We start from the raw sequence: 20,084 nt of genomic DNA on the forward strand, positions 1-20,084 counted from the left end.
AATGTTTAGATTTGGTAACATCCACAATCGTTTTTAGCTAGAATCATTGTTTTATGCTATGATTAAGTTTGAATTTTTATGTAGAAAGTAGGTTACGATGGTGAAACAACAAGGGATTGGTACTAGCCATGCGAAAATCATTTTAATGGGAGAACATAGCGTAGTATACGGTCAGCCGGCAATAGCCTTACCATTGCCAAGCGTTCAATTATCAGTTACGCTAAGCAGTCGCCAAGATAACCAGCGAATTATTAAAAGCCGTTATTATCATGGTAGTTTAGAAAATTTGCCTTCCTCCATGATCGGAATTAAAAAATTAATTGACACTTTATCTGCAAGGTTTAATGACCAAGAAACTGGTTGGGACTTGAAAATTGAAAGTCAATTACCTGCTGAACGAGGAATGGGGTCATCTGCCGCCAGTGCGATTGCAATTATTCGAGCATTTTTTGACTATTATGATGAACCACTCGATCGAACATTATTGCTTCAGCTTGCAGATGTTGAGGAACAAATTACACATCGTAGTCCATCCGGTTTAGACGCTGCTACTGTCAGTTCAGATAAACCGCTTTTTTATGTTAAGGGACGAATTGGGGTACCAATTGAAATGAACCTCGATGCCTCTTTAGTAATTGCCGATACCGGAAAAAAGGGTGCTACTAAGGAAGCCATTTTGGCAGTTAAAGATGAATTGAAAAACAACAACGAAAAAGCTGAGAGACATATTAAACACCTCGGCGAATTAGTAAAACAAACAAAAGACTACCTTGCGCAAAACGCCATTGTAAAACTAGGCGACGCGCTTAACTTTGCGCAAACTGATTTAGCTGCTCTTAACGTATCAGACCCGGCATTAGATCACCTTATTCATGTTGCACGTGACAATGGTGCTCTTGGTGCTAAATTAACCGGGGGTGGTCGTGGTGGTTGCATGATCGCTTTAATGCAGACAGCTATGGGGGCTCGACGCCTTGCAAGCATCTTAAAAGAGAATGGCGCGCATGATATTTGGCTCCAACCACTTGATAAGCGAGGTAATAACTAATGGCAACTGCAAAAGCACATACTAACATTGCGCTTGTTAAATATTGGGGAAAGAAGGATCAAGAATTAATCATTCCACAAACTGACAGTCTCTCCCTTACACTTAATGAATTTTACACCACGACTACCGTAAATTTTGATAGCCATCTTACTTCAGACTTAGTTGCCATCGATCAACATATCCTTAGTAAGAAAGAGGCACAAAAAGTAGTTCATGTTTTAGATATTGTTCGTCAACTAAGTGGGATAAAATCTTTTGCACGCGTAGACTCAATTAATCATGTTCCAACTGCTGCTGGCCTTGCTTCTTCAGCTTCCGCTTTTGCCGCTTTAGCAGGAGCAGCCAGTACCGCGGCCGGTTTAAATCTCTCAAGTCGTGACCTATCAAGACTTGCCCGTCGTGGATCCGGTTCAGCAACTAGATCTATTTATGGTGGACTGGTTGAATGGCAAAAAGGAACTGACGATGCCTCGTCCTTTGCACAACCAGTTTTAGAAAATGTTGATTTTCCAATCGAGATGTTAGCAGTCTTAGTTGATACAAAAAAGAAAAAAGTTTCCAGTCGATCTGGAATGCAGTCCAGTGTTGAAACTTCACCCTACTATGATGCTTGGCGCCAAGTGGTAGCTAATGATATGGTTGCTATAAAGAAAGCTATCAAAGCAAAAGATATTGACCAAATTGGCCATATTGCTGAAGAAAATGCCCTTCGTATGCATGCACTTACCTTTTCAACTGACCCTGGTTTTACCTATTTTAATGGTGAAACGTTAACTATTATTAAAGCCGTGGAAGACTTGCGTAACCAGGGAGTAAACTGCTATTATACGATGGATGCCGGTCCAAACGTCAAGGTGATTTATAACCGAGGAAACCGGAGTAAGATTGTTGAAAAATTAAGCAATATCGTTGGCTCAGAACGGTTGGTGGTTTCACAACCGGGACCTGGAATAAAAATTTGGAATGAATAAAATTTAATGAATAAGGGGACTTTAAATTTTGATTACTGAAAAAGCTCCCGGCAAATTGTATATCGCCGGTGAATATGCTGTTGTTGAAAATGGTTATCCTGCAGTTTTAGTTGCGTTAGATCAATTCGTCACCTGTACGATTGAAGAAAGCGCTCAAGAAGTTGGTCAAATCATTAGCCGCCAATATAATAATGATCAATTATCCTGGCGACGCTTAGGAGATCAAATGGTAGTTGATAAACGTGACAATCCTTTTTCTTACATTCTTTCTGCTATTAGGGTTACAGAAGAATATGCTCGTACTTTTGGTCGCGACTTACGAATATTTAATATCCATATTGACAGTCAATTAGACAGTGCTAACGGTCGTAAATATGGTCTTGGTTCCTCTGCTGCGGTTACTGTAGCAACTGTCAAGGCTCTTTGTCGTTTCTATAATTTGCCCGTCAACAAGGATCAAATCTTTAAATTAGCTGCGATAGCCCATTTTGAAGTTCAAGGAAACGGTTCGTTAGGTGATGTTGCTGCTTCTGTATATGGTGGTTGGATTTCCTACCATTCATTCGATCGTCAGTGGCTTGCCCAGCAACGCAAGTACCTTGACCTAAAAACGATCATCGACTTGCCTTGGCCTGACCTTAATATTGAGTCCTTAACTGCTCCAAAAAACTTAGAGCTTTTAATTGGCTGGACTGGCAAGCCAGCATCTACCTCTCAACTTGTTGATAAAATTTCCCTTTTTAAAGCACGTCGCCAAACTGAATATCATCATTTTCTCGAAAAAAGCAAATCATGTATTCAACGAATGGTTGATGGTTTTCACCGTCAAGATCTTGAAGCGATTAAAAATGAAATTCGTTATAACCGTGATCTTTTAAAACAACTTGGTACTAATTCAGGGGTAAACATCGAAACAGAATCATTATCTAAGCTTTGCCAAATTGCTGAATCTTTTGGTGGCGCTGCTAAGACATCTGGTGCCGGTGGCGGTGATTGTGGAATTGTCGCTATTGATAGTAACTCTAACTTTGGAAATGTCTTAAAGAGTTGGGCACAAAATCATATCGAACAACTTCCTTTATCCGTACACTTTATCGATAACGCAAAAAGCTTCAAGAAATCTGTTAAGCACCATCTTTCTTACATTCACAAGTAGATTAAAGGAGGCTCCATGATGGAATCACGTCATGCCCAACGGAAAAACGAACATCTTTCATTAGCTGCCAAATATTATGACCAGGTTCATCAACACCATTATTTTGATCAGGTACGTCTAATTCATGATAGCTTACCTGAAATGACAACAGATGATGTTGATTTGCATGTCCAGTTAGCTGATAATCTAGAAATTGAATGTCCTTTTTATATTGAAGCAATGACTGGTGGGAGTGACCAAGCGCTTAAAATCAACCGGCAACTTGCTCAATTAGCCCATAAGCACCATTTGGCAATGGCAACGGGATCGCTCAGCATTATTTCAAAAGACCCCCAATCATTTTCGTCTTTTGAAATAATTCGCAAAGAAAATCCTGATGGCATTATTTTTGCAAATTTAAGTGCAAATGCCAGTCTTGACCAAGCGATAAATGCTATTTCCCTTCTCAAGGCAAACGCCCTTGAACTACATATCAACGCGGCCCAAGAATTAATTATGCCTGAAGGTGACCGAGATTTTAATTGGTTGGATAATATCCAGTACCTTGTCAGTGAACTGGAAGTCCCTGTTATTGTAAAAGAGGTTGGCTTTGGAATGAGCAAAACGACGATTGCCAAACTGCAAACCCATGATGTTCACCTCATCAATGTTAGTGGACGTGGTGGCACAAACTTTGCAGCGATTGAAAACCGACGTAACCATGATATTAATTTTGAGAGTTTATTGGACTGGGGACAAACAACCCCCGAATCACTATTAGAAGCACATTCAATTCGGCGCGGTAAAACTGAAATTATTGCCTCTGGCGGAATTATTTCTCCTCTCGATGTTATCAAGGCTGGTGTATTAGGAGCCCGGGCAGTTGGTGTCGCTGGGTATTTCCTTAATATTCTTCAAAATGAAGGGTATGAAGCATTAGATCAAACGCTCAGTGAATGGCAAGTGATTGTCAAACGCTTGCTCGCGCTCCTCGGTTGCTCATCATTTACCGAGCTTTCACGTGTTGAATATGTTTTAGGAACGGACTTGCTATCATATGCTCGTCAACGACACTTGCGCTAACTTAAATAATTGAAATTCTTATTAAGATTGATACAATTGATTTAATGACTTAAGGTTTGGATGGTGATTGAAGTGAATAAAATTAATTGGGGCAAATCAATTACAGTTGGTATAACTGCTGGTCTTGTTGCCGGCCTTGTTAAACTTGGTTGGGAAAATATTCTCCCACCACGGACACCAGAGCGAGATCAAACAAACCCACCACAAAAAATGCTTGAACAATTTGGGGTTCCGACACAGATTACACACGCTACCTATACCTATTCCGGCCAACAGTTGCCATGGGTAAGCTATGTTGTTCACTTTAGTTTCTCGGCTGGTTTTGGCGTTCTCTATAGTATCGGCGGACAGTTGGCACCGTGGATCAAAAAAGGCGATGGGGTGCCATTCGGGATTGCTGTTTGGGATTTCTTCCACCTCAAGTTAATGCCTTTAATGGGAACAGTGCCTGCTGCAAAAGATCAACCACTTGAAGAACATGTTTCTGAATTTTTAGGACATGCAATCTGGATGTGGACGATTGATGCATTAATAAAGAGTAAAGAATAATAAAAATCCGAGAAAAAATTTCTCGGGTTTTTATTATTTTAAATTATTTACCTTTAAAGTAATGCACTTCAGATCGAAAATCTCCCGTATGGGTCGGGTCACGGAACAAACCGACATTCATCAATTCATCCCCACCATAAGTCTTATCAGTCATCTCATCATGATAATCAATTGTTGGATCAAGCCCTGCCATCTTAGTATTATTAATTTCAAAACGATTAGTATGCAACTGCTTAAACATAAACAGTAGCGCTTCTGACTTATCTGGATTGACAAATTCCCAAGCAACTGTATTGCTATCAAAAGGACTTTCTAAGCGAATAAAGTCACCATATTGAATCAGATGACGGTGAGCCTTGTAGAACTTGATTTGTTCCTTTACCATTTGCCGATCTTCTTCAGTCAAATCTGCTAAGTCAAGTTCATAGCCAAAGACCCCACTCATGGCAACATCACCCCGCATCTTAAAACTAGTAGAACGGCCAGTTTGTTGGTTAGGTGAAACCGATACGTGTGCTGTCATGGATGAAATTGGATAAGTTAAAGATGTTCCGTATTGGATCTTTAACCGTTCGACCGCATCTGTATCATCTGATGGCCAACTTTGCGGCATGTAATAAAGAATACCAGCATCAAAGCGACCACCACCGCCTGAACATCCTTCAAATAAGATATTAGGATAACGGGTAACTAACCGCTCCATTAAGTCATATAGGCCTAAAATATAACGGTGACTAACCTCCCCCTGATGTTCTGCATCCGCTGCGCTAGAGAAGACCTCAGTAAGATTACGGTTAAAGTCCCATTTAATATAGTCAAGCGGCACCTTATCTAAAATTAAGCACATTTGATTGTAGACATTATCAACGACTTCTTTACGGCTAAAGTCTAGTACTAATTGATTACGAGAAAGTGTCATGCCACGGTTCGGTTCATGTAAGGCATAGTCTGGATGCTCCTTATATAACTTAGAGTCGACTGAAATCATTTCTGGCTCAAACCAGAGGCCAAATTTCATGCCATTCTCGTGGGTCCGATCTGCTACCCGCTTTAATCCCCCAGTAAGTTTGTCCTGGTTAACAAACCAATCACCAAGCGATGAGTTATCATCATTTCGGTGACCAAACCAGCCATCGTCAAGAACAAACATTTCAATTCCCAATGGCTTTGCTTCATCAATAATTTGATCTAATTTCTTATCATCAAAGTCAAAGAAGGTCGCTTCCCAGTTATTAATAACAATTGGTCGGTCTGCATACTGATATTTACCACGAGCAACCCGATCGCGTAATAACTTATGGAATACTTGTGACATTCCATTTAAGCCTTGTTGACTAAAGCCCATGATTGCTTCCGGTGTTTGAAAATCTTCTCCCGGTTCAAGAACCCACTCAAAGTTATAATCGTTAATTCCGGTCATTAGGCGAATCTGGTCAATCTGATCTTTTTCCAAGGTGAATTGATGATTACCAGAATAGACAAGGAGCACACCCAAAGCATTTCCTTGAAACTCATCTGTATTTTTGTCAACCAAGGCTACAAACGGGTTCATATGATGAGAACTAGAATTGCGGCGGCTAGAAAATTCTGTTATTCCTCGACGCAATTCTTGCCGTTCGGGTTGTCGTTCAAGGGCATATTGGCCGGGAACGGAAATAACGTCATAATCATGTTTAGTTAAATCAAGCTGCATTGAGGCGATCTTCTCAATTCGTAATTCTTGGTTACTTGTATTTACTAATCGTGCGTTCCGCGTAATAACTGGTCGTTCGTTATAAATAGTATATGAAAGAATAAGTTGTGCACCAATTGTCTCGTCAACCAAAGTAACTTCTAACGTCTCTGCTTCTTTATCACTGTTAACGTAAGATGCCGGCAATCCAGCTAATTTGGGTTTCCCCGGTAAGATTTTATAAGACTTGTACCGGAAATCAGTCAATCGTGAACCATTTTCTGTTTTGATAATAATTGCCGGCACACGATAGTCTCCGGTATTATTTCCCGAATATTCCTGTAATAAATCATCCTTAGAATAAGTTCGATCCATCGATTCAGGAAGGTTTCCTGAAAATCCACGATCAACTCGTGGATATTGGCGTTCACCATGATAGCTACGAATTGCTGGTCCAAAGTACAGGTGGCTGAGAATATTTCCCTCTTCTACTGAAAACAAATAGGAAATCTCTTTATTTTTTAAGTGAAAAACACGTTGTTGTTCATCGAATGTAATCATTAGCTGTGGCCCCTTTCTTGAAATCGATTCTATAATAAACGTTTAGTTACTTTTAGTCAATCGCTTTCATAACTGATGTAACAACACTTTGCCGTCATTATAAGTTACTAAACGTTTACTAAAAATATGTTATGCTAGGAATTAATTAAAAGGAGGTTTTCCTATGACTGGTATCAGAAAAATAGCACGTGAGGCTGGTGTATCTCCTGCCAGCGTTTCACGTGTCTTAAGCAATGATTCATCTTTTTCAGTAAGCGAACAAACAAGAGCACGAATTAAAAAAGTAGCAGCAAAGTATAATTACCATCCCCGCCTAAACAGACCCGTTACTCCGCCGATAACTCCTCGTTCAATTCTAGTGCTCACAACGCATTCCTTAGAAACAGAAGCTCATGACCCTTATTTCATCCAAGTCCATGATGGAATTATCCAGGAAGCTTCCAAGCAAAATATTCAAATCAAAGCTTTTGTTCGTTTTCCCAATAAAGACTTTCAATTTACTGACGCTCAAAAATATGATGGCGTAATTGTCGCTGGAGTTTTTACGCAAGAATTCTACGCTAACTTATTTAAACATAATCCCCATCTTGTTTTAATTGACGACTATCGATACCTCCCCGCTTACGATATTATCCGTAATTCGTATTTTGAAGCTACTCAGATCGTTCTTGATCAGCTACTAGAAAATGGACTAAATAAAATCGCCTTTATCGGGGGAAATATTCATCCCATGAATAGTAATGGTGAAATAACCGTCTCGGATCAAGATATCCGAGCTAAAGCCTATTTGATGTGGACAAAACTTCATAATATTTCTCCATTGATTGCCCTTAATGGGTGGACTCCTAAAGATGGTTTTGATAGTATGAACACCCTTTTAAAAGATGATTTTCAGGCCGCCTTAATAGCTAGTGACCAACTAACCATTGGCGCATATCGAGCCCTGAAGCAACACCAGCTTAGAGTTCCCCAAGACCTTCAAATTATTAGCTATAATGATTCGGATATTGCTGAATATTTAGTTCCTTCCCTTTCATCGATCAATCCAGCAAGTCTTTCAATGGGTAAAATAGCAGTTCAAAGACTAATCTACCGTCTGAATAACCCGACTGATATCCCTGTTCATATTAATTTGCCCGCTAAAGCCACCTGGCGCGAAAGTTCAGAAATTAATTTGAATTAGTGAAACGTTTTATAAGTAAAAAGAGGCTAATTGTGCTTGTGATACCGTTTTCTAAGGTTTATACTCAAACATGGTTATCAGATTGATAAACGTTCACTTTAATTAAATGAGGTTTTTAATTATGTTATTAGGAAGTATTGAAGCTGGCGGTACTAAGTTTGTCTGTGCTGTCGGTGACGAAAATTTTAATGAAGTTGATAAAAAAATCATCCCTACAACTACGCCTGAAGAAACTCTAGGAGCTTCAATTGAATTTTTTAAGCAGTATCCAGATTTAGCTGCACTTTCAATTGCCAGTTTTGGACCAATTGATACTAATCCGGCTAGTGAAAAGTATGGCTATATTACTGATACTCCTAAAGTTAAATGGCAAAATTGTAATTTTGTCGGCACAATGGCTGACGCCCTCAATATTCCCATCTACTGGACAACCGATGTTAATGGTTCAGTTTACGGTGAATATGTTAATTTAAAAGATAAGTATGATAATCCTGCTTTAGTTTACTATACCCTTGGAACCGGCGTGGGTGCTGGAGCAATTCAAGATGGACGCTTCATTGGTGGTATTAGTACCCCTGAAATGGGACACGTTCGCTTGCAACGCCACCCAGCTGATCTGAACTTTACTGGTATCTGTCCCTACCATCATGATTGTTTAGAAGGCTTAGTATCTGGGCCAACTTTCAAGGCACGGTTAGGTATTAGTGGCGAAGATGTTCCTGACAATCATCCTGTTTGGGATATCATGGCTTATTACGTTGCACAGGCTGCTGTTCAAGTTACTGCCATTTTACGTCCACAAAAAATTATTTTTGGTGGAAGTGTTTCCCGCCCAGCCTTTCTTAAACGGGTTCAGAAGCAATTTGCAATGTTATGGAATGATTATCTTCCGGTTGGATCGCTTGATGAATATATCGTCAACCCTTCTGTTCCAGAAAATGGTTCTGCTACTCTTGGTAATTTTGCATTAGCTAAGCACTTAATTGAAAAAGATAAATAACACAAAAGGATTATTCGACATCGGTCACTATAATGCAAAAATGACTAAGGCTGAGGAAAACATCACTTCCTCAGCCTTAGTCATTTTTATTTCCAAAGATAATTCAATAGCCCCGCTTTAGTCATCCCATTTGCTGTCGTTTCACGCAAAACTGATGCTGAATTAATTAAAGCCTCCTGTTCACGCGAATCTAATGGTAATTCTACTACTTTTTGAATGCCGTCTTTATCAATTACAGCTGGTGTACCTAGGTAAATATCTTTTTCCCCATATTCGCCATCTAAGTACGCACTTACGGGTAATACTGTATTTTGATCATATAAAATTGCTTTCGTTATTCTCGCCAAAGCAGTCGCTACGCCATAATAGGTTGCACCTTTCCGATTAATAATCTCGTAAGCCTTATTACGCACCTGTTCTTCTAATTTCAGCAGTTCTTGCTTTGTTAATCCATTAGCTAATGCATAATCCATTAAAGGCGTTCCACCGATTGTCCCACAAGAATAAGCAGCAAACTCTGAATCTCCATGCTCTGCTAACATATCAACATGAACATCTCGGGGATCAATTGCTAACTTTTTACCAATCGCTACTCTTAAGCGTGCTGAATCAAGAGAAGTTCCTGATCCAATAACTTTATGCGCTGGAAAGCCAGAAATTTTTTGAGCAGCATATGTTAAGATATCGACTGGATTAGCAGCAATTAAGAAGATTCCATTAAACCCGGTATTAACTACTTCTTGAACGATTTCCTTCATAATCTTTAAGTTACGTTCAACCAATTTAAGCCGCGTTTCACCTGGCTTTTGAGCAGCACCAGCACAAATAGTAACAATATCAGCATCTTTACAATCTTGATAGTTACCCGCCTTAACTTTTACTGGGGCAGTAAATGGCGTTGCGTCTTCCAAATCTAGCGCATCCCCAACGCTTCGCTCATTACTTTTATTTATAATAACTAATTCCTCAGCTAAACCTTGCTGGATCACGCTAAAAGCATAAGCGGATCCTACAACTCCATCACCAATTAAAACAACCTTTTGATGTTCTTCTGTCACCATACTTCTTTTTCTCTCCCCAATTAAAATTTACATAAAAAGATGAGCATAAATAGGAACTAAAATGTCCATTGCTAATGAAACGATAACAACTGCAACTGCAGCCATTGCTCCTTGAATTGAGCCTAATTGAACCGCCTTAGCAGATCCAACAGTGTGTCCAGCGGATCCAAGACCAAGACCAGTCCCAACCTTTGAAATTTTCTTTAACCGAAAGATCTTAATCAAGAATTCGGCAAGAGCATAAATAATAACTGCATTTAAGATACATGCCATCGCTGTTACCGCGGGATCACCACCGATTCCCTTTGCAATTGGCATCGCAACAGCAGTAGTAGCTGCTTGGGGAAGCATAGCGGCCGTTGAAACACGGGAAAGAGCAAATAATTTAGCTGTTCCCTGAATCAAAAATAATGAAATGAATCCACCCACAAATAATGTGAGAATTACATCGACCCAATACTTCTTAAAAACATCGTTCCGGCGATAAAGCGGAATCGCAAATGCCATTGTTGCTGGGTTCAAGAACCAAAAAATCAAATTTCCACCTGGCTGGTAAAATTTTTTATAGACTATTGCAGTCGTTGAATTAGCGATCTTGGCCCAAATTGCTAGGATTACAATTCCTAATACCATCCCGACTAACAATGGTGTAAAAAGGAAGAAGCCATTACTAATTTTGAAAAGCCACATCCCAATTAAATAAACCAGCAATGAAATGAATACCCCGGTAAAAGGTAACGCCAGATTTGTAATAAATACATTAGTCATTATCAGTTTCCCCCTTGTTAGTCTTGAATAATTTATGATGTACTCCAATAAAGAATGCTCCCACATAAGCAATCACTGCTAATAAAATAATTGTAGAAATAATAATAACAATTACATCTTGTAGCCCTTCTTTTTTCATTAAACCAAGACTCCCAGCAAGTTGGATTCCTGATGGGACAAACAGAAAGGCAATTAAACTAATCATGAAATCTCCGAACTTTTCAACTTGTTCCAACTTAACAATATGGCAAGCTAATAAAATATATAATAAAATCATTCCAATTAATGGTGTAGGAACAACGAAACTCTTAGGAAAAAGATTAGAGATTAATTGTGATACAAATAAAATTGCAGCAAAGATTCCCATTTGAACTAAAATGGGCGCTTCCTTCTTCTTTTCTTCTTTCTTCATGATAATCCTCCTAAACATGATAAATATGTTTAGGCATTAACGTTAATACCATTTATCACAATCTATTTTACTAATTTTTCCTGATTTGTATTCGCTTTCACTATTAAATAACCTAAATTTGCGTTAAAATGCCCTCCAGTTAGCTTAAAATGCCCTTACTCAAAAAAAGGATTGGTGAAAAGATAAACAATTCGCCAATCCTTTTTTATAAACCTAATGCTTTTTTGGTTGTACTAACATATGAACGACTAACTGGTAATTTGGTTCCATCGATTAAAGTCAGTTCATAAGTATGATTAAAACTAGGCTGAAGTTCTGTTACGCCATTCAAATTGACAATAAAACTACGATGAATCTGTAAAAATTCCGGAGATTTTAATTGGTCATAAATATTAGTGAGCGTTTGCCGACTAATAATTTTATGCTTATTAAGAGTCCAGATATAAACAAAGCCTTGTTGCGCCTGTACGTAAAGTATTTGCTTTTTCTGCAAAATAATCGTTCGCTCGTCATTTTGAATCGAAATTCGAGGATTCTGTCTTAATTCCATCTTAGCTTTGGTGACATCATCATCTAGCGAAATTAATTTTGCTACACGCATAATTGCTTCGTTGACCCTTTTAGCAGAAAATGGCTTCAATATATAGTCAACCGCATCTGCTTCAAAGGCATCTAACGCATAGGAATCATAAGCAGTAGCAAAGACAATATGAGGACTATTATCAAACGATTTTATTTTTTCAGCTAATGCCATCCCATTTCCATCAGATAACTTTATGTCTAAGAAAACCATATCCGGGTGTTTACTTTTTACTTGTTCCTCTGCCATAAAAATCCCATCTGCTTCAAGTATTTCTGTAACTTCACTATTTCCCTGAATTAGATAATGAAGTTCTTCACGAGCAAGCGGTTCATCATCAACGATTAAGACTTTCATTGTCTACACCTTCCTTAGTGTGATATGGTAAAGAAATTTTGATCTGGGTTCCTTTATTACTACTCGAAATTTGAAGGGCACTATGCTCATCATACAGACCAATTAGCCGCTGATTCAAATTATATAGCGCATTTCCACTTCCTTTTGAAGAAGTCAATGGTTCTTTCCCGAGTTTAGGAAGAAGTTCCGGTGCAATCCCTTTTCCATTATCAATTACCTGAATTTCCAACCGTGCTTTCAGCTTCTTTATTGTTATTTGAACATTATTATGGTCTTTAAGTGCTCCAAAAGCATGCTTAAGCGTATTTTCAACTAATACTTGAATTGTAAACGGCGGCAGGTAAACATCATTTTTGACTTGTTGATCAAAGATAATGTTATATTTCTGTGGAAACCTAGTTTGTTCCAGTTCAAGGTATGCATCGACTTGAGTACGCTCTTGTCCCAATGTAATTTCGGTCTCCCGGGCCCCAATTAAGTTAGCTCGGAAATAATTACTAAGTTGGAGGAGAAGTTCTCGCGCTTTCTCTTGATCTCGGCGTAAAATTGCACTAATTGTATTAATAGCATTGAAAAAGAAATGCGGATTTACTTGCGCTTGTAAGGCTTTTATCTTAGCATCTCGAACTAATTGCGCCTGCACTTCTGCTTCACCTAACGCAATTTGGTTAGCAAAAATCTCACATAGGCCGATTGCTAACTGAATTTCAACCGGTGTTAAATGCCATTGATCAGTATAATACATTTTTAAGGTTCCAATAACTTCATTCCCAATTCGTAAAGGAGCAACAATTGCTGCTTCTAAGGGACAATTTGGATCAATACAACCAATCATCTTACTATTATTTGCTATCTTTATTTGTCCCGTCTTAATTACATTACTCGATAAAGAAGTTTCTAACCTATTTCCTGGAATATGATGATCATCACCAGCTCCAATATGCGCAAGGATTCGTTGTCTATCGGTGATACTCACTGCATCAAAATTGGTATATTTTTTAATAATCTTGACTACTTGTTGGGCAGACTTTTTATTTAGTCCTTGACGAAAATAAGGCAAGGTTTCATTTGTTAGTTGCAAGACAGAATGAGTTTGCATAGCGCGAAGTTCTTCTTCTTGGTGAAGGTACATTGAGATGATTGATAAGAAAATTGACGTCCCCAGTGAATTAACCAAGATCATTGGCAGGGCAATATATTTAACCAAAGCCCAGCCCGTTGGACTAAATAGCAAAATAAAAAGCATTTGAATACTTTCCATCAAAATTCCAACAATAAAGCCATGCCACGGCGTCATTACCTTGAAATAACTTTTTCGATCATGATACAAAAAACCAGAAAGAGCACCAATCAAAACTGAACTAGGCACATAAAACCAACCTTGGAGGGGCGCACCTTGAATAATCCGATGAACCCCTGCCACTAGTCCTACTAAACTACCAACCCATGGCCCACCAATAATCCCAGCAACTGAAACAGCTAAAATACGGGCATTAACAATCGAGTCATTTGTTGAAATTGCCGTAAGAATGATTTTGTTATGCAACTGGTTATTTGCGTCGATCTCTATTCCAGTCATATTAGCCATAATAGCAAAAATAGAAAAAAGAATCGTTAGTTGAATTTTGGCGTTAATAGTTTGATTAAATAACAGGCGGCGAAATAAGGGCACACTAACTAGTAAAAACGCTAAAATAATAATTAAACCAACCCGCTCAGCCATTAAAATCGTTAAATATATCATTTATCCTTGTGTCCCTGTATTTATTACCGGTTGCGTTCCCCGTTCACTAATAATTGCTACCATAATGTTATTGATGATCTGCAAACGTTGCTCATCTGTTAAATCAAGGTTAGCTTCTTTACTTAGCCGGTCAATTGCTTCTTCAGTAATTGAAACAGCTCCTTCAACGATTATCTTCCGCGCTGATAGGATTGCCGATGACTGTTGTTTTTGCAACATGGCACTCGCTATTTCAGTTGCGTAGGCTAAGTGGGTTAACCGTGTTTCGATAATTTTGACACCCGCTACATTTAACCGTTCCTGTAGCTCAGCAGTTAACCGCTCTGATACTTCTGTTGGATTTCCGCGAAGAGTGATCGCATCTTGATCTTCAAAACTATCATATGGATATTCACTAGCAACATGACGAACCGCCGACTCACTTTGAATTTGAACAAATTGCTCATAATCATCCACTGAAAAGAGCGCTTTTGCAGTATCGACAACTTTGTAGACAATAACGGCCGCAATTTCAACTGGATTACCTTTCGAATCATTGACCTTTAAAATCTGACTATTAAAATTGCAGACACGAAGAGAAACAGGTTCTTTATTTGTAAATGGTACCGTCATAAATAAGCCCGCATCACGAATAGTCCCAATATAATTACCAAAAAAAGTTAAAACTTTGGCTTCATTTGGCTGAATAATTGTCAATGATGTACTAAAAAGAATCACAATCAAGAATAAAATGATTCCAAGTGTCAAAACCACCGGAAAATTACGCGTAAAACCAACAAACATCAGCCAGAGACTAATTAAACCGATAATAATCGCCCCGAGTAACCCGAGGTAACCGTTAACGTGAAAGGCTACTTTTTCCTTCATATTCGATAATCCTCCTAATTTAAAAACGTAACCCCTTAGGATAAAAGTTTTTGATTGTTTTACCAACCAACTTTCCAAATCCCGCAGTATGGTCGTCGCATATTAATAAGTACCAACCATTTGGAAGGTCAGCATCAATATTGATTACATCCCCATGGACATATTGGTGCCACTGTTCCCGGCTTAGTTCAATGATCCGGTTTGCCTCACTTGGTAAGCTGGCAAGAGCCCATGCCAACGCTGGTTCAAATCGATTTTTCTTAAAAGTGCCGAGGTGAAGTCCAGGTCGGAGTACATTTAGTCCCTCGATCTTGTCCTCTTCTAATGGCAAATCATAGAGCTGGTCACCAAATAAAATCAATTGGTGTGGTTGATAGTCTGGAAAAACGCTTGTAGCAAACTGGTTAAAGAGTTTGACCTGTTCTTTGTCCGGTTTAACAATCGATTGCTTTTTCCGCTTATTCTTCTTTTTGCGTTTTTTCTCAGTTGACTCCGGCTCACCATTTACTAACTTAGCAATGAAATGTCCTTCTCCCTTGAGATGGTGTGGAAATAGGCGAACCGTTTTTTTCAATTCTTCATTGCCGTCAGCCCATTCTGGACGACCATCATCCATCCCAGCCGCCTTTTCAATTGGGATAAGTTTCAAGGCTGGATTGCTATTGAGCAGCCATGAAATATTTTGTTCATCCTCTTCTGGTGCAAAAGTACAGGTCGAATATACTAATGTTCCTCCTGGCTTTAGCATTTTCATTGCGGATGCTAGGATCTTCTGCTGACGGTTAGCACACTCAGCAGGGTATTCTGGTGACCAATATTCAATTCCAGCGGGCTCTTTTCTAAACATTCCTTCTCCAGAACAAGGCGCGTCAACAAGAATCCGGTCAAAATATTGAGGAAATTGTTTTTCTAAATCGGCGGGACTTTCACTAGTGACAACTGCATTTTTTGCGCCCCATCGTTCCAAGTTTTCAGCTAAGATCTTCGCCCGCTTAGGAAAAATTTCATTGGCAACTAATAGTCCCTGGTTGTTCATTTTGGCGATGAGGTGTGTTGTTTTGCCTCCCGGAGCTGCACATAAGTCTAGCACTCGTTCTCCTGCTTGTGGATTAACCACTTCTCCTACAAACATTGCTGATGGCTCTTGACTATATACCCATCCAGTAACATGGTCTAATGACTTTCCATTCACTTGGCCATAATATCCTGTAGATACATATGGTACTTTCCCCGTAGCTTTTTCAATTGTTGCAACTGGCTGTCCGTTTTTTAATGGATTCTCGCGAAAACCACTATAACTTGACTGAGCAAGTGCTGATAAAAATTCATCGGCTTCTGCTCCCATTAGTTTTTTGTATTTCGTGACAAATTCATTTGGTAATTGCACGTTAACTTCTCGCTCCTCTTTATCGTAATATCTTTATTGTAACTTATTTTTTAGTCTTTTTAAGCCAAAATACTTGGCAAAGTGTTAAGTTTTTGTTTACAATATTATAATTGAATTTTTTATAGAAAGAGAAGTGAGATGGTAATGGATCAACACTTGATCGCGCTTGATCTTGATGGCACAACATTAAATAATCAATCAAAATTAACAAATGAGACAATTATAACTTTACGTGCCCTTGCCCGGGATGGACATATTGTTAGCATCATTACCGGTCGTCCTTACCGGATTGCCAAACACATTTACGATGAAATTGGAATTAAGACCCCGATGGTAAACTTTAATGGGGCCTTAACGCATATACCTCATGAACACTGGGAGAAAGAATATGATGTTGAATTAACACGAGAGCTAGCCTTAGACCTCCTAGCCCACCGGAAAGAACTAGGGATTAAAACAATTACCGTTGAAAATAAGCATCATGTATGGGCTAATCAAGCTAGTAATGATTTACCTGAATTCTTACCAAACAAGTTGCGCGATGATCAAATCCTAACCGCGGCTAACTTATCAGGCAATCCAATTGCAATGACAATCCAATATGCGCCGGAACACCAAGAAGAAATCATTAAGGCAGTTAATGAAAAATACGGCGATTTCGTTGAACCACGAGTATGGGGTGGCCCTTACAACATCTTAGAACTAATCCATCGTGGTACTCATAAAGAGTCAGGAATGTTCTATATCGCTAAACAGTACCAAATTGACCGCCAAAATATTATTGCGTTTGGTGACGAACATAATGATTTGGAAATGCTTGATGCAGCGGGACGCGGTGTTGCAATGCATAACGCGATTCCTGAGTTGAAGAGCATTGCCAATGATGTGACACCAATTGATAACGAACACAATGGGCTGGCAAAATACTTGCGCGATTATTTCAAAGTTACAATATAAAAAGGCTAGGAAGAGATAGTTTAAAACTACCAATTCCTAGCTTTTTACATAGTTATTCCTAGTCAACTAGTTTACCAACAACAGGGATGCTTTCAAGAACTGATTCCAGATGGATAGAACGAGGCATTACTGAAGTTAAATCACGACCAGCAAGGTTTCCATGGTGTTTACCATCCTTCCATTGCGGAACGTTAGAGACATCGTAAACAATCCCTTTAACGGCAACGTATGCGGGATGTCCATTTCGACCATCGAACTCAGCGAGCTCGGTTGTTGTAAATGTTTTTTCTGCCATCAATGCTTCACCTTTCTCTGATTCAAGAATAGCTAATAATTACATTCTAGATCAAACAATTCATAAATGCATTAATTATTAGATGATTATTATTTTTTCTTCAATCAACTTAATAAAACTATTAAAATCGGCTTTTTGATTACTTCTTCATTCTTTTCATAAAATAATTTATAGATAAAAAGATAATCTTTATTACATTAGTACAAAAAATTGGTATAATAAAAGGCGAAGGTGATTCTGCAATCACTTTCGCCAACATACTTCTACTGTGGACCATTGATGTTGTCATGTCATCAATGATCCTCTTTTATTTTACAGCATTAGTTTTATTCTGCAATAAATTTTCACAATTATTCCAGCCGTTTATTGAAACTATTTCAGCAAGTGTGAAAAATAACCTTCGTATCTTGATAATTATGAGCAAAAAGAAGATACTGAAGAAGAGATAACTTTAAGAATGAAAGCAGGTTTATTGATGTATAGAGTACTTGTGGCGGATAATTATCCAATCATTCGAATGGCAGTTAAAAATCTGGTTGAGCAACTGGATAATTTCAAAGTAATTGCTGAAGAAGCAACCGGAATAGATGCCTCATTACGGGTTGAACAAGGTGATATTGATATCGTTATCATGGATTTGACGATGCCCCCTGGTGAAAATGGCCTAATCACAATCAAACGAATTCACGAACATTTCCCTAATATCAAAATTATTATTTTTTCTTCTCGTAATGAACCTCAATACATCAATCAGGCAATTTATAATGGCGCAAATGGCTATATCTTTAAAAGTTCCTCGCCAAAAGAACTAGTTCACGCTCTAAGCCACGCTATTAATAGTGAAAAATACTTAGACAATAATATTATGGTAACAAAGAAAGATTTATTAGTTATCAAAGGCGGTTCTCCACACTTCGATTTAGGAAATTACACTGCTCTTTCAAAACGTGAGCAGGAAATCTTACCGTTGATTGTTTTAGGATATACTAACAAAGAAATTGCTACTAAGATGTTTATATCTCCTAAAACTGTTGAAGCCCATAAGACAAAGATTATGCAAAAATTAAATCTTGTTTCACACGCAGAACTTCTCCACTATGCAGTTAAACATCAATTAGTAGACCTATAGATAATGGGAGTGAAACAGAAGTCACCTCTGACTTTTGCCTCGCTCCCATTATTTTCATTTATTACTAATCGTCTTGTCAAAGTTATTTAAAAGAGCAGCTACTTGAACTTCAACAACATTGTTTTTATTGAAGCGAGCAAATACCTCTGCTTCAGTTAAAAGTTGGCGTATTTTTTTTGAATTTTCCCCCAACTCAATTGCATTATTTGCTTCTAGTAATTTGATTCGTGGTAAGAAATAAGTAACATGATTGCTAGCACAGATCTTTGTCGTAGCCTCCAAAACTTGGTTACTAACCTCTAGCCGCTTATTTAATGAATGGTACTCGGCAGCGTAGTACATCATCGTTACAATCCGGAGATAATAGTTTCGACCAACGCCTTCTAAGTCTTCATCTGCCTTTGATCTTAGGAATGCAATAACCTTCGAAAAAAAGAAATCAGCATGTTCCATTGAATTTTGCCGTGCATATAAGATCCCTGATCCTAAATATGCTAATGGCGAAAAGATCGTCCGATGTTGCTCATCTAGTTCATCTAAAATCTTAGTAAAGTTAAAGAGACTTGTCGACGCGTTATTATTAGTTAAAGTGTAAATCATCCCTTTTAAATAATAATATTGCATCCGATCTTGCGGCGATTTCAAATCTTCAAGCCGAATCTTCTTAAGGTTGCTAACTGCCTGTGGAAAGTGCTCAATCATTAAAGCTAACTCAATCTGGTCAAGCAGACTCCGGATATAACGAATTGAAGACGTATTGTCCTTACTTAAATCATCAATCGTTAGTCCTAGCCGGTCGCAAAGCTGCGCTAGAATTGTAAGTGATGGTACCTGACCGTTACTCTCAAACTTACTTAAGGTCGACTGGGTACAAATCCCCTTGCTTAAGGCAACTTGTGAGTAGCCGAGTCTTTTTCGTTGATAAACAAAGCGTTTAATATCCATGTCTGACCTCCTATATCTAGCCGTGAATTCCTAATGCAATTTTAGCAAACCTGGTCATTCTTGACAAATCCCAGACTGGCTCCCACACAAGGTTAATATTGCATTTAGTTACACCTTCAACAGAAGTAACTGCCTTGGTAATGTCCCGGTTTAAGATATCGCCTAATGGACAGCCCATTGTCGTTAAAGTCATTGTAACCGTACATTCACCATTACCATCAACCTTAACATCGTAAATAAGGCCAAGATTAACAAGGTCAATTCCCAATTCCGGATCAATAACTTCTTCCAAGGCATCCATCACTTTATTTTCAATTGGTGAAAAGGGGGTATCTTTTTCGTCAGCCATAAACATTCCTCCAAACTTATTTACTAGTTCA

Annotated in this window: 20 protein-coding genes; 9 read left to right on the forward strand and 11 right to left on the reverse strand. The window is 38.5% G+C overall.

Annotated elements, in window-relative coordinates; translation table 11 throughout:
- The first annotated feature begins 97 nt into the window (after nt 1-97).
- Genes mvk through H5S10_RS05305 form a run of 5 tightly spaced genes read left to right on the forward strand, consistent with a single transcriptional unit; the run spans nt 98 to nt 4,786 of the window.
- The gene (mvk, locus tag H5S10_RS05285) at nt 98-1,048 is read left to right on the forward strand and encodes a mevalonate kinase (protein WP_182586616.1); all 951 of its coding nucleotides are present in this window, start codon (nt 98-100) and stop codon (nt 1,046-1,048) included.
- Nucleotides 1,048-2,019, forward strand: a complete 972-nt coding sequence (mvaD, locus tag H5S10_RS05290) for a diphosphomevalonate decarboxylase (protein ID WP_182588985.1) — start codon at nt 1,048-1,050, stop codon at nt 2,017-2,019. The genes mvk and mvaD overlap by 1 nt, the downstream gene beginning before the upstream one ends.
- Nucleotides 2,020-2,047: 28 nt before the next feature.
- A complete protein-coding gene (locus H5S10_RS05295) occupies nt 2,048-3,175 on the forward strand; it encodes a phosphomevalonate kinase (RefSeq protein ID WP_182586614.1) in 1,128 nt (375 codons plus the stop codon).
- A gap of 15 nt (nt 3,176-3,190) precedes the next feature.
- The gene (gene fni / locus H5S10_RS05300) at nt 3,191-4,237 is read left to right on the forward strand and encodes a type 2 isopentenyl-diphosphate Delta-isomerase (RefSeq protein WP_182586613.1); all 1,047 of its coding nucleotides are present in this window, start codon (nt 3,191-3,193) and stop codon (nt 4,235-4,237) included.
- Between the two features lie 60 nt (nt 4,238-4,297).
- Entirely contained in the window at nt 4,298-4,786 is a 489-nt protein-coding gene (locus tag H5S10_RS05305) for a DUF1440 domain-containing protein (protein ID WP_182586612.1), read from the forward strand.
- Nucleotides 4,787-4,829: 43 nt separating this feature from the next.
- Here the strand turns inward: H5S10_RS05305 and H5S10_RS05310 are convergent, their stop codons facing one another.
- Nucleotides 4,830-7,019, reverse strand: coding sequence for an alpha-galactosidase (locus H5S10_RS05310; protein WP_182586611.1), 2,190 nt, complete (start codon nt 7,017-7,019; stop codon nt 4,830-4,832).
- 163 nt (nt 7,020-7,182) lie between these two features.
- Here H5S10_RS05310 and H5S10_RS05315 point away from each other — a divergent pair, with 163 nt between their 5' ends.
- The gene (locus H5S10_RS05315; protein ID WP_182588986.1) at nt 7,183-8,202 is read left to right on the forward strand and encodes a LacI family DNA-binding transcriptional regulator; all 1,020 of its coding nucleotides are present in this window, start codon (nt 7,183-7,185) and stop codon (nt 8,200-8,202) included.
- A 121-nt stretch (nt 8,203-8,323) separates the two neighbouring features.
- Entirely contained in the window at nt 8,324-9,202 is an 879-nt protein-coding gene (scrK, locus tag H5S10_RS05320) for a fructokinase ScrK (protein ID WP_182588987.1), read from the forward strand.
- 86 nt (nt 9,203-9,288) lie between these two features.
- Here scrK and H5S10_RS05325 read toward each other — a convergent pair whose 3' ends face one another.
- The 7 genes from H5S10_RS05325 to H5S10_RS05355 all read right to left on the reverse strand — a co-directional run bounded on the left by H5S10_RS05325 (nt 9,289) and on the right by H5S10_RS05355 (nt 16,378).
- Entirely contained in the window at nt 9,289-10,263 is a 975-nt protein-coding gene (locus H5S10_RS05325) for an L-lactate dehydrogenase (RefSeq protein WP_182588988.1), read from the reverse strand.
- 27 nt (nt 10,264-10,290) lie between these two features.
- A complete protein-coding gene (locus H5S10_RS05330; protein ID WP_182588989.1) occupies nt 10,291-11,031 on the reverse strand; it encodes an LrgB family protein in 741 nt (246 codons plus the stop codon).
- Nucleotides 11,024-11,443 (reverse strand): CidA/LrgA family protein, encoded by a 420-nt coding sequence (locus H5S10_RS05335; protein WP_003666169.1) that lies wholly within the window; start codon nt 11,441-11,443, stop codon nt 11,024-11,026. Before H5S10_RS05335 ends, H5S10_RS05330 begins: the two co-directional genes overlap by 8 nt.
- Nucleotides 11,444-11,648: 205 nt before the next feature.
- A complete protein-coding gene (locus tag H5S10_RS05340) occupies nt 11,649-12,380 on the reverse strand; it encodes a LytR/AlgR family response regulator transcription factor (RefSeq protein WP_182586606.1) in 732 nt (243 codons plus the stop codon).
- Entirely contained in the window at nt 12,361-14,124 is a 1,764-nt protein-coding gene (locus H5S10_RS05345) for a sensor histidine kinase (protein WP_182588990.1), read from the reverse strand. The genes H5S10_RS05340 and H5S10_RS05345 overlap by 20 nt, the downstream gene beginning before the upstream one ends.
- Nucleotides 14,125-14,991, reverse strand: coding sequence for an SPFH domain-containing protein (locus tag H5S10_RS05350; protein WP_182586604.1), 867 nt, complete (start codon nt 14,989-14,991; stop codon nt 14,125-14,127).
- A gap of 19 nt (nt 14,992-15,010) precedes the next feature.
- The gene (locus tag H5S10_RS05355; protein WP_182586603.1) at nt 15,011-16,378 is read right to left on the reverse strand and encodes an RsmB/NOP family class I SAM-dependent RNA methyltransferase; all 1,368 of its coding nucleotides are present in this window, start codon (nt 16,376-16,378) and stop codon (nt 15,011-15,013) included.
- Nucleotides 16,379-16,522: 144 nt separating this feature from the next.
- Between H5S10_RS05355 and H5S10_RS05360 the strand changes: the two genes are divergently transcribed.
- On the forward strand, nt 16,523-17,335 hold the full coding sequence (locus H5S10_RS05360; protein ID WP_182589002.1) for a Cof-type HAD-IIB family hydrolase: 813 nt from the start codon (nt 16,523-16,525) through the stop codon (nt 17,333-17,335).
- Nucleotides 17,336-17,393: 58 nt separating this feature from the next.
- Here the strand turns inward: H5S10_RS05360 and H5S10_RS05365 are convergent, their stop codons facing one another.
- Nucleotides 17,394-17,630 carry a cytochrome b5 domain-containing protein gene (locus H5S10_RS05365; RefSeq protein ID WP_182588991.1) on the reverse strand — a complete coding sequence of 79 codons (237 nt, stop codon included), beginning with the start codon at nt 17,628-17,630 and terminating at the stop codon, nt 17,394-17,396.
- 475 nt (nt 17,631-18,105) lie between these two features.
- On the opposite strand from H5S10_RS05365, the gene H5S10_RS05370 reads away from it, so the two are divergent.
- Nucleotides 18,106-18,759 carry a response regulator transcription factor gene (locus tag H5S10_RS05370; RefSeq protein WP_220477834.1) on the forward strand — a complete coding sequence of 218 codons (654 nt, stop codon included), beginning with the start codon at nt 18,106-18,108 and terminating at the stop codon, nt 18,757-18,759.
- A 54-nt stretch (nt 18,760-18,813) separates the two neighbouring features.
- Here the strand turns inward: H5S10_RS05370 and H5S10_RS05375 are convergent, their stop codons facing one another.
- Both H5S10_RS05375 and H5S10_RS05380 read right to left on the reverse strand, forming a co-directional pair.
- On the reverse strand, nt 18,814-19,704 hold the full coding sequence (locus H5S10_RS05375; protein WP_182588992.1) for a helix-turn-helix domain-containing protein: 891 nt from the start codon (nt 19,702-19,704) through the stop codon (nt 18,814-18,816).
- A gap of 16 nt (nt 19,705-19,720) precedes the next feature.
- Nucleotides 19,721-20,053 (reverse strand): metal-sulfur cluster assembly factor, encoded by a 333-nt coding sequence (locus H5S10_RS05380; protein WP_182588993.1) that lies wholly within the window; start codon nt 20,051-20,053, stop codon nt 19,721-19,723.
- Nucleotides 20,054-20,084: the final 31 nt, after the last annotated feature.

It is taken from the genome of Limosilactobacillus balticus, from assembly GCF_014145615.1.
GTDB classification, from domain to species: Bacteria; Bacillota; Bacilli; order Lactobacillales; family Lactobacillaceae; genus Limosilactobacillus; species Limosilactobacillus balticus.

What these genes read in the sequence shown, in the direction of transcription:
- H5S10_RS05330 (WP_182588989.1), bottom strand. Translation starts at nt 11,031, where the DNA reads ATGACTAATGTATTTATTACAAATCTGGCGTTACCTTTTACCGGGGTA.
- mvaD (WP_182588985.1), top strand. Translation starts at nt 1,048, where the DNA reads ATGGCAACTGCAAAAGCACATACTAACATTGCGCTTGTTAAATATTGG.
- H5S10_RS05350 (WP_182586604.1), bottom strand. Translation starts at nt 14,991, where the DNA reads ATGAAGGAAAAAGTAGCCTTTCACGTTAACGGTTACCTCGGGTTACTC.
- H5S10_RS05310 (WP_182586611.1), bottom strand. Translation starts at nt 7,019, where the DNA reads ATGATTACATTCGATGAACAACAACGTGTTTTTCACTTAAAAAATAAA.
- H5S10_RS05305 (WP_182586612.1), top strand. Translation starts at nt 4,298, where the DNA reads ATGGTGATTGAAGTGAATAAAATTAATTGGGGCAAATCAATTACAGTT.
- H5S10_RS05315 (WP_182588986.1), top strand. Translation starts at nt 7,183, where the DNA reads ATGACTGGTATCAGAAAAATAGCACGTGAGGCTGGTGTATCTCCTGCC.
- H5S10_RS05370 (WP_220477834.1), top strand. Translation starts at nt 18,106, where the DNA reads ATGTATAGAGTACTTGTGGCGGATAATTATCCAATCATTCGAATGGCA.
- H5S10_RS05325 (WP_182588988.1), bottom strand. Translation starts at nt 10,263, where the DNA reads ATGGTGACAGAAGAACATCAAAAGGTTGTTTTAATTGGTGATGGAGTT.
- H5S10_RS05335 (WP_003666169.1), bottom strand. Translation starts at nt 11,443, where the DNA reads ATGAAGAAAGAAGAAAAGAAGAAGGAAGCGCCCATTTTAGTTCAAATG.
- H5S10_RS05380 (WP_182588993.1), bottom strand. Translation starts at nt 20,053, where the DNA reads ATGGCTGACGAAAAAGATACCCCCTTTTCACCAATTGAAAATAAAGTG.
- fni (WP_182586613.1), top strand. Translation starts at nt 3,191, where the DNA reads ATGATGGAATCACGTCATGCCCAACGGAAAAACGAACATCTTTCATTA.
- scrK (WP_182588987.1), top strand. Translation starts at nt 8,324, where the DNA reads ATGTTATTAGGAAGTATTGAAGCTGGCGGTACTAAGTTTGTCTGTGCT.
- H5S10_RS05340 (WP_182586606.1), bottom strand. Translation starts at nt 12,380, where the DNA reads ATGAAAGTCTTAATCGTTGATGATGAACCGCTTGCTCGTGAAGAACTT.
- H5S10_RS05360 (WP_182589002.1), top strand. Translation starts at nt 16,523, where the DNA reads ATGGATCAACACTTGATCGCGCTTGATCTTGATGGCACAACATTAAAT.
- H5S10_RS05375 (WP_182588992.1), bottom strand. Translation starts at nt 19,704, where the DNA reads ATGGATATTAAACGCTTTGTTTATCAACGAAAAAGACTCGGCTACTCA.
- H5S10_RS05345 (WP_182588990.1), bottom strand. Translation starts at nt 14,124, where the DNA reads ATGATATATTTAACGATTTTAATGGCTGAGCGGGTTGGTTTAATTATT.
- H5S10_RS05365 (WP_182588991.1), bottom strand. Translation starts at nt 17,630, where the DNA reads ATGGCAGAAAAAACATTTACAACAACCGAGCTCGCTGAGTTCGATGGT.
- mvk (WP_182586616.1), top strand. Translation starts at nt 98, where the DNA reads ATGGTGAAACAACAAGGGATTGGTACTAGCCATGCGAAAATCATTTTA.